The sequence below is a fragment of the Pseudomonas sp. NFPP12 genome, from assembly GCF_900103205.1.
Lineage (GTDB): Bacteria > Pseudomonadota > Gammaproteobacteria > Pseudomonadales > Pseudomonadaceae > Aquipseudomonas > Aquipseudomonas protegens.
The window spans coordinates 663,584-669,583 of record NZ_FMWW01000006.1; the positions used below are offsets into that span (position 1 = coordinate 663,584).

Consider the following 6,000-nt stretch of genomic DNA (forward strand, 5'->3'; position numbering starts at 1 on the left):
GCTAGTCCCTTTACACAGTTCACAAATCATCACACATCCACAACTATTCAAACCATCGACTAAAATCCAGCATCCTATTTCATTACCTCCTTCCCAAAGCTGAGCAACCACGAGCCTGTTGAGCTCAGCGCATAAAAAATCCCAATATTTCCGTTTCAACATAAGAGCAAGTCTTCTTACGAGAGCCAGACCATCTAACCTCTAAAAAACAAAACAACTTCTTTTGTCCTCCGTCTCATAACGCCAAGATTTTATAATGCCCTCTTTTGAGACAAGTATTGAGTAACGACAATCCATAAGCCACGTAATGTAGTAGCGCTTTTCACCTGCCTCTTCATCCAAAACTTTATCAAAAGCTGCATTCTTATTGCTGGGCGACCAATATTGATGCAAACAATCTGGCAGGCATCTAGGGGGCCAAAAGTGCGACTCAAACGGAGTACCAACCAACCCATTGGTAGCACTAACCCAAGTCGAATAAAAAGGTGACGAGCATCCTATAGCAAAGAGACAGACCAAAAATACATTAATTATTTTTTTCATCTTTCCTCACTGCATCAGTTAGAGGCCTATATTTATCAATGATTGCCCCGTAATTGACTATTAATGCGGGCGGCATACTACCAATATTTTCAAAAATACTCATATCAGGCTTTTCGCCTAAAGAACCTCCCAGTTGCCAGCTCAACTTTTTCAGCTCGATCAGTCTATTCATCCAAGTATCATGTAAAGTCGCAAATGCATTAACACCAGGAACATTACTTAAAAAATTACTAAGAGGCATTCCGTGACAAATAGCCAACAAGGAAGTACACGTTTGATTTAGACCAACATTATTTCCTTCTCGCTCTATTCCACTGACAGTAACGCGCGGCACAAGCCCCCCATCTAGCTCTTGAAAAACATTGCTTCCAGGTCTCTCCACCCCAGGCCTAACATCCGGGTCTCGACCCGCCGAATACTGATACAACTCCATCAACGCCCCAGTCGCTGCAATACTCAACCAAGTGTCTTTGTCCTTACCACTCAAGGCCCCCTTCAGTGCGGTATTGGCTGCATAAGCCTTCAAGCGCCCGGCATAGTCATCGCCATAAACATAATTACCTTCCGCACTTAAAGTCCGCCCCATCTCGTTGGTAAAGGCCGCACCGAAACCAGCAATCACCGCACCGGTTGCGTAGCCTTTCAAGCTGTTTTCACTGAATACGTCCTTCACCACATTGCCCAGATTGCCCTTGTTGTTGATAGTGCTAGCCGCAGCGGTGCCCGCCATCGAAGATAACGCCGTAGTAACCATCGCATTACCCCACCCCGCCGCCGCAGTGCCGACTGCCGTTCCCGCCTGAACCATCGCTGCATTTCCCGCAGCCGCCATTGCCGAACCGGACCCAGCACTCGCCCCCGCAGCCGTACCTATAGCACCGCTGGCGGCACCCGCCGTAAAAGCGGCGACGACGATGACAATCGCCAGCATCGCCCCCTGACCAAGACTTGAATGGCTGTACTTGAAGCTGTCATGAATCTCCTGCACCTTGCGCCAGTCCACATCTCCTCGCTGCTCTGCCTCCTTGAGCCAGGCCAGTTGCGGGTCGGCCTTGACCATCGCGTCAATGCTCTGGCTGATGGTGCCCTGGTCGATCTGCTTGATATCGATCTTCAGTCCATCCAGGGCCTTGATCGCTACCTTGCCTTGAGCTAACAACGCTGTCTGGCGCAAGGTCTCATCGGTGTTGCCCTTCCCTTTGGCGCTGGTCCAGGCCAGGCTATTGTTGCTCTTCTCATGACTCTCTTGATGCAGGTCCTTCACCCCTTCAAAGGTGATGGCTCTACCGCTATCTAGGGTGATGTCCTTGTCACTCTCCAATTTGGCGACCTGATACTTCTGATCGCCACCACTCACCAGAGTCAAATTACCACCCGTACTGATTTCGCTGCCCACATGGGTAACCTGAGTGACCTCATCGCGCTGGGTCTTCTTGCTACCCCAACTACCCTTTTTCTTCATGTCATACAGCGAGTAATTGCTGTCTTGAGCCGCCAGCAGATTCAGTTGGTTAGCGGCCACCAGATAAGCTTCATCCCCGGCTGTCACACGGCTGGAGATCAAGGTCAGATCCTCACCCGCAGTCAGCGAAACATCTCCCCCCGCCGTCACCGTGGAAGCAACCTGTTTGACATGATCTTCCTGGCTTTTGACCTTTTTGGTCTTGCTGTAGAAGTGCGTTTCATTGGCCACCGAAACCAGGTTCAGATTCTCGGTGGCCACCATCGCCACATCGCGCTTGGCTTCGATCTGGCTGGCGATGGCGGTGATGTCGCGGCCGGCGCTGATGGCCAGATCGCGACCGGCCTGCAGGCTGGAGCCGTTCTGGGTCACGCTGAGGTCGTTGTAGCGCACGCCGCGGTCGTTGCTGACCACCTGTTGCACTGAGGTCAGGTTGATGTCGCGCCCAGCTTTGAGACCGATATCGGCACCGCTTTTGAGTACACCACCGTCGTTGTTGATATCGCGCCCGGCACTGATCACCAGGCTGTTCGCCGCTTCTACCCGGGCGGCGTTGTCGACGAAGTCGCGCTGCTGGGCGTAGCTGCCGTTGCTGCTCTGGTGCGAGGTCAGGGTGCGCTCGTTGATGACGTCGCCCCGGGTTGCGGCGAGGCTCACGTCACGCCCGGCGACGATGCCGCCGGCCTTGTTCACCAGGTCGTTGCCGGCCAGCAGGTCAAGGCGATTACCGGATTCCAACAGGCCGCTGTTGATCAGGTTCTGCCCGGCCTGGGCCGACAGGTTGTTGGTCGCGCGCAGGGTGCCGACGTTGTTCAGGTCCTGGCCGGCGATCAGGTTGACGTCGTTACCCGCGATCAGGGCGCCGTTCGGGGCCAGTCGGTTCTTGGCCTGGGCCAGGTAGAGCACGGGCACCAGCACTTGTTCGCCGTTCACTTCATGGCTTTCCAGCCAGACGATGTCGTGGGTCAGGGCCGCCACCTGCTCCGAGGTCAGAGCCACGCCCACCGACAGGTTGAGCTGTTGCCGGCTCTGGATGGCGTTGTCCATCAGGTACTTGAACAGCTGTTCGTCGCTGTTCTGGCCGTCGATAAAACGCTGGCCGGTACGGGCTTGTACCGCTTGTTGAATCAGCTTCTGCTCGTAGAAGCCATCCCCCAGGCGTTTGGCGCTGTCGTCCGGGTTGTAACCGAGGCTGGACAGCAGGTAGTCCGAGCTCATGAACTGCTTGAGGTCGGTGAGTACCGGGTTGGTTTCTATCAGGTACTTGTGCGGCCGGGTAAGGTTCGCGGCATCCGGCAGGCCGGCGATCTGCGCCGGAGCTGGTGCGGCGCTGCTGCTCTGACCACTGAGGCGGAACAGACCGTTCTGCCCAGCGGGCAGACTAAAGCCAGGCAGGGCCAGGGGGTTGACCTGTTGCTGGGTCAGGTCTGGGGGCAGTTGCGGGCTGAGGCTGATGCGAGTGGCGAAGGCGGTACCCGGTACTTGGGTATCGGTACGCGCACCGCTGCCGACATAGGTGTAACCCGAACGGACCACGCTGCTGTCGAAGCCATTGCCGGCCTTGATGCTCACCGCTCCCCCGGCCTGGATCACTGCGGCATAGCTTTGATCACCACCGGCGAGTTTTTTCGTCGTCCCCAGGCCGACCCACTCACGTTCGGTCATGCCGATAAAACCGGCCAGCGCGCCTTCCAGACCACCCAGGTCATCAGGCGTATAACCCGCACTCTGGAACCAGTATCGGTTGGTGACAGCGTTAGCGACGTTGTACCAGGCACTGGCATTTTTGGTCCGCGCCGACATGAACACCCGGGTGGTTTCGGTCTCGCCGGTTTCCACGCCGCTGTGGGTCAAGTTGTTGACCGTGGCCATCAGGTTGCCGGCCGCGCTGATACTGCTGCTCTGGTTCAGCAGGTCGCCGGCGTTGATATTCAGGTTGACGCCAGCGGCAATGCTCGACGCCGCACTCGCTTCGGTGACTTCGAATTTGTCGCGCTGAACGATCTCCCACACGTGATTGCGTTTGCCGCCACAGTCACCGGCGTTGTAGCCCTCGATGCAGGCGACTTCACCAATTCTGGCGGTGTAGATGCCGCCGTTGTTGGTAGCCAGCACATCGCGCATGTTCTCAAGGGTGCTGGCTGCAAGCGTCATGGAACCATCGCTTTGCAGGGTGCCGGAACGGTTGGCGATGCGGCTGGCCAGAGCCCCCTGACCATCGCGATCGATCGTCAGATGACCGAGGCTGTAAACGTTGCCGTAGCTGTTGGTCAGGGTGTCGACCCGCAGCCCCATGTCGTCGCCACTGAACACCAGCCCGTGATCGTTGAGCAGGCCGCCGGTGGTCAAGGTCAGGTTCTGGGCAGCCCCAAGGGTGCCCTGATTGTTGATGCCACTCGCGTTGAGCGTGAGCCCGGCCGCAGCGCTCAGGCGCCCTGCGTTGTTCAACTGGCCGAACACCGAGACTGTGGTGTTGCCGCCGCCAGCAATACTGGCACTGTCTGCCAGGTCCACTTGGGCAGCTTTTAGGTCCAGTTGCCCAAAGCTGCTGAGTCGGCCCTTGCTGCTGTAATGACCACTGAGGTCGATATTGACGCCTGCATCACTGCCGATCAGGCCGTCATTGATCCAGTTCACGCCGCTGCCTATCAGGCCATTGCCGGCTAGGAGCTGGCCCGTACGGGCCTGGGTCAGGTGGTTGACGTTGACTGTCAGTTTCCCGGCCTGGATCGAGCTGCTGTTGGTCCAGCGTTCGCCTTCCAGGATCAGCTGACCGGCGGTTTTCAGGCGCCCGCCCACATCCTCGAGGTTGGCCATGGACAGGCCGAACAGGCCGTTGCCGCTGTGCAGCACGCTGCCGCCACGGTTGTTGAAGCTGCCAGCGTCGAAGGCCAGGTTTTGGTTGGCGGTTTCCAGAGAGCCATCGCGGTTGTCGAACAATCCGCCGAGCTCCAGCCGTGTATCGCCACCGTCTCCCAGGGCGCGCAATTGGCCGGTCTGATTGTCGAGGCTGGCGGCCTTGATCGTCAGGCTGCTGTCGCTTTCGATGATGCCCTTGTGGTTATTCAGAGCGCCGCTGAGGTCGAAATTAATCTGCTGGCCGGCGATTTGCCCGTTGTTGCCGCTGTTGTCGAAATGGCCGCCGCTAACTTTGACAAGGCCCTTGGCGTAGAGGCCACCGTTGCGGTTATCGAAATCGCCGGTGGTGATCAGCGCATCGCCGCTTTGCGCGGAAATCCGCCCGCCGTCGTTGTCTATGCCAGCCAGGGCCTTGAGGGTCAGGCGCTGGGCCTGGGTCACGCCGCCCTGGCGGTTGTTGCTCGGGTCGTAGCCGTTTTTCAGCACGCCGCGAAGATCGGCGATCATCGCGCCTTGCACGCTAGAAAGCACGCCCCCACGGTTATCCAAGTGGCCGGCGCCGATGTTCAGGTTACCGTTCCTGGCCAGGATGCGACCACTCTGGTTGTCGATGTCGCCGGTGCTCAGGTTCAGAGCGCCTTGGCTCTGTAGGGTGCCCTTGCCATTGGTGAGGCTCCCGGCCTGAACGTGCAGGCCGCCGGTCTGGCTGTAGATCAAGCCATCACCGCTGTTCTGCAGTACGCCGTCCAGGGTCAGGGTCAGTGGGTCGTTGGCCATCAAGGTCCCACGGTTACGATTGTCCAGGCTGGCAGCGAACAGGCTCAGCAGGCCCTGGCTGGCCATCTGGCCACCCCGATTGTCGATCTGCCCAGCGCGTTCGATGCGCAGCGGGCCGCCGCTGGCCAGCTTGCCGTGGGTATTGTTCAACGCGCCCAACAGATTAAGGGTGACGGCGGTTTTGCCGGTGAAAGTGCCGGTGCCATTGTCCAGGTCGGTGCCGGTAAAGGTCAGGTCACCCGCGGCGTCAAGGGTGCCGCCGTTGTTGCCCAGGGTCATGGCCTGCAGGGTCAGGGTGGCGGCGCTGTCGATGGAGCCGCCCTGGCTGTTGTCCAGCCGGTCGCGCAGCTTGAGGCTTT

General features: G+C 58.1%; 1 protein-coding gene. It reads right to left on the reverse strand.

Translation table 11 applies throughout. The annotated features are described in order from the left end of the window. Positions 1 to 526 precede the first annotated feature (526 nt). Positions 527 to 5,920 (reverse strand): hemagglutinin repeat-containing protein, encoded by a 5,394-nt coding sequence (locus BLS75_RS27870; RefSeq protein ID WP_345769797.1) that lies wholly within the window; start codon positions 5,918 to 5,920, stop codon positions 527 to 529. Positions 5,921 to 6,000: the final 80 nt, after the last annotated feature.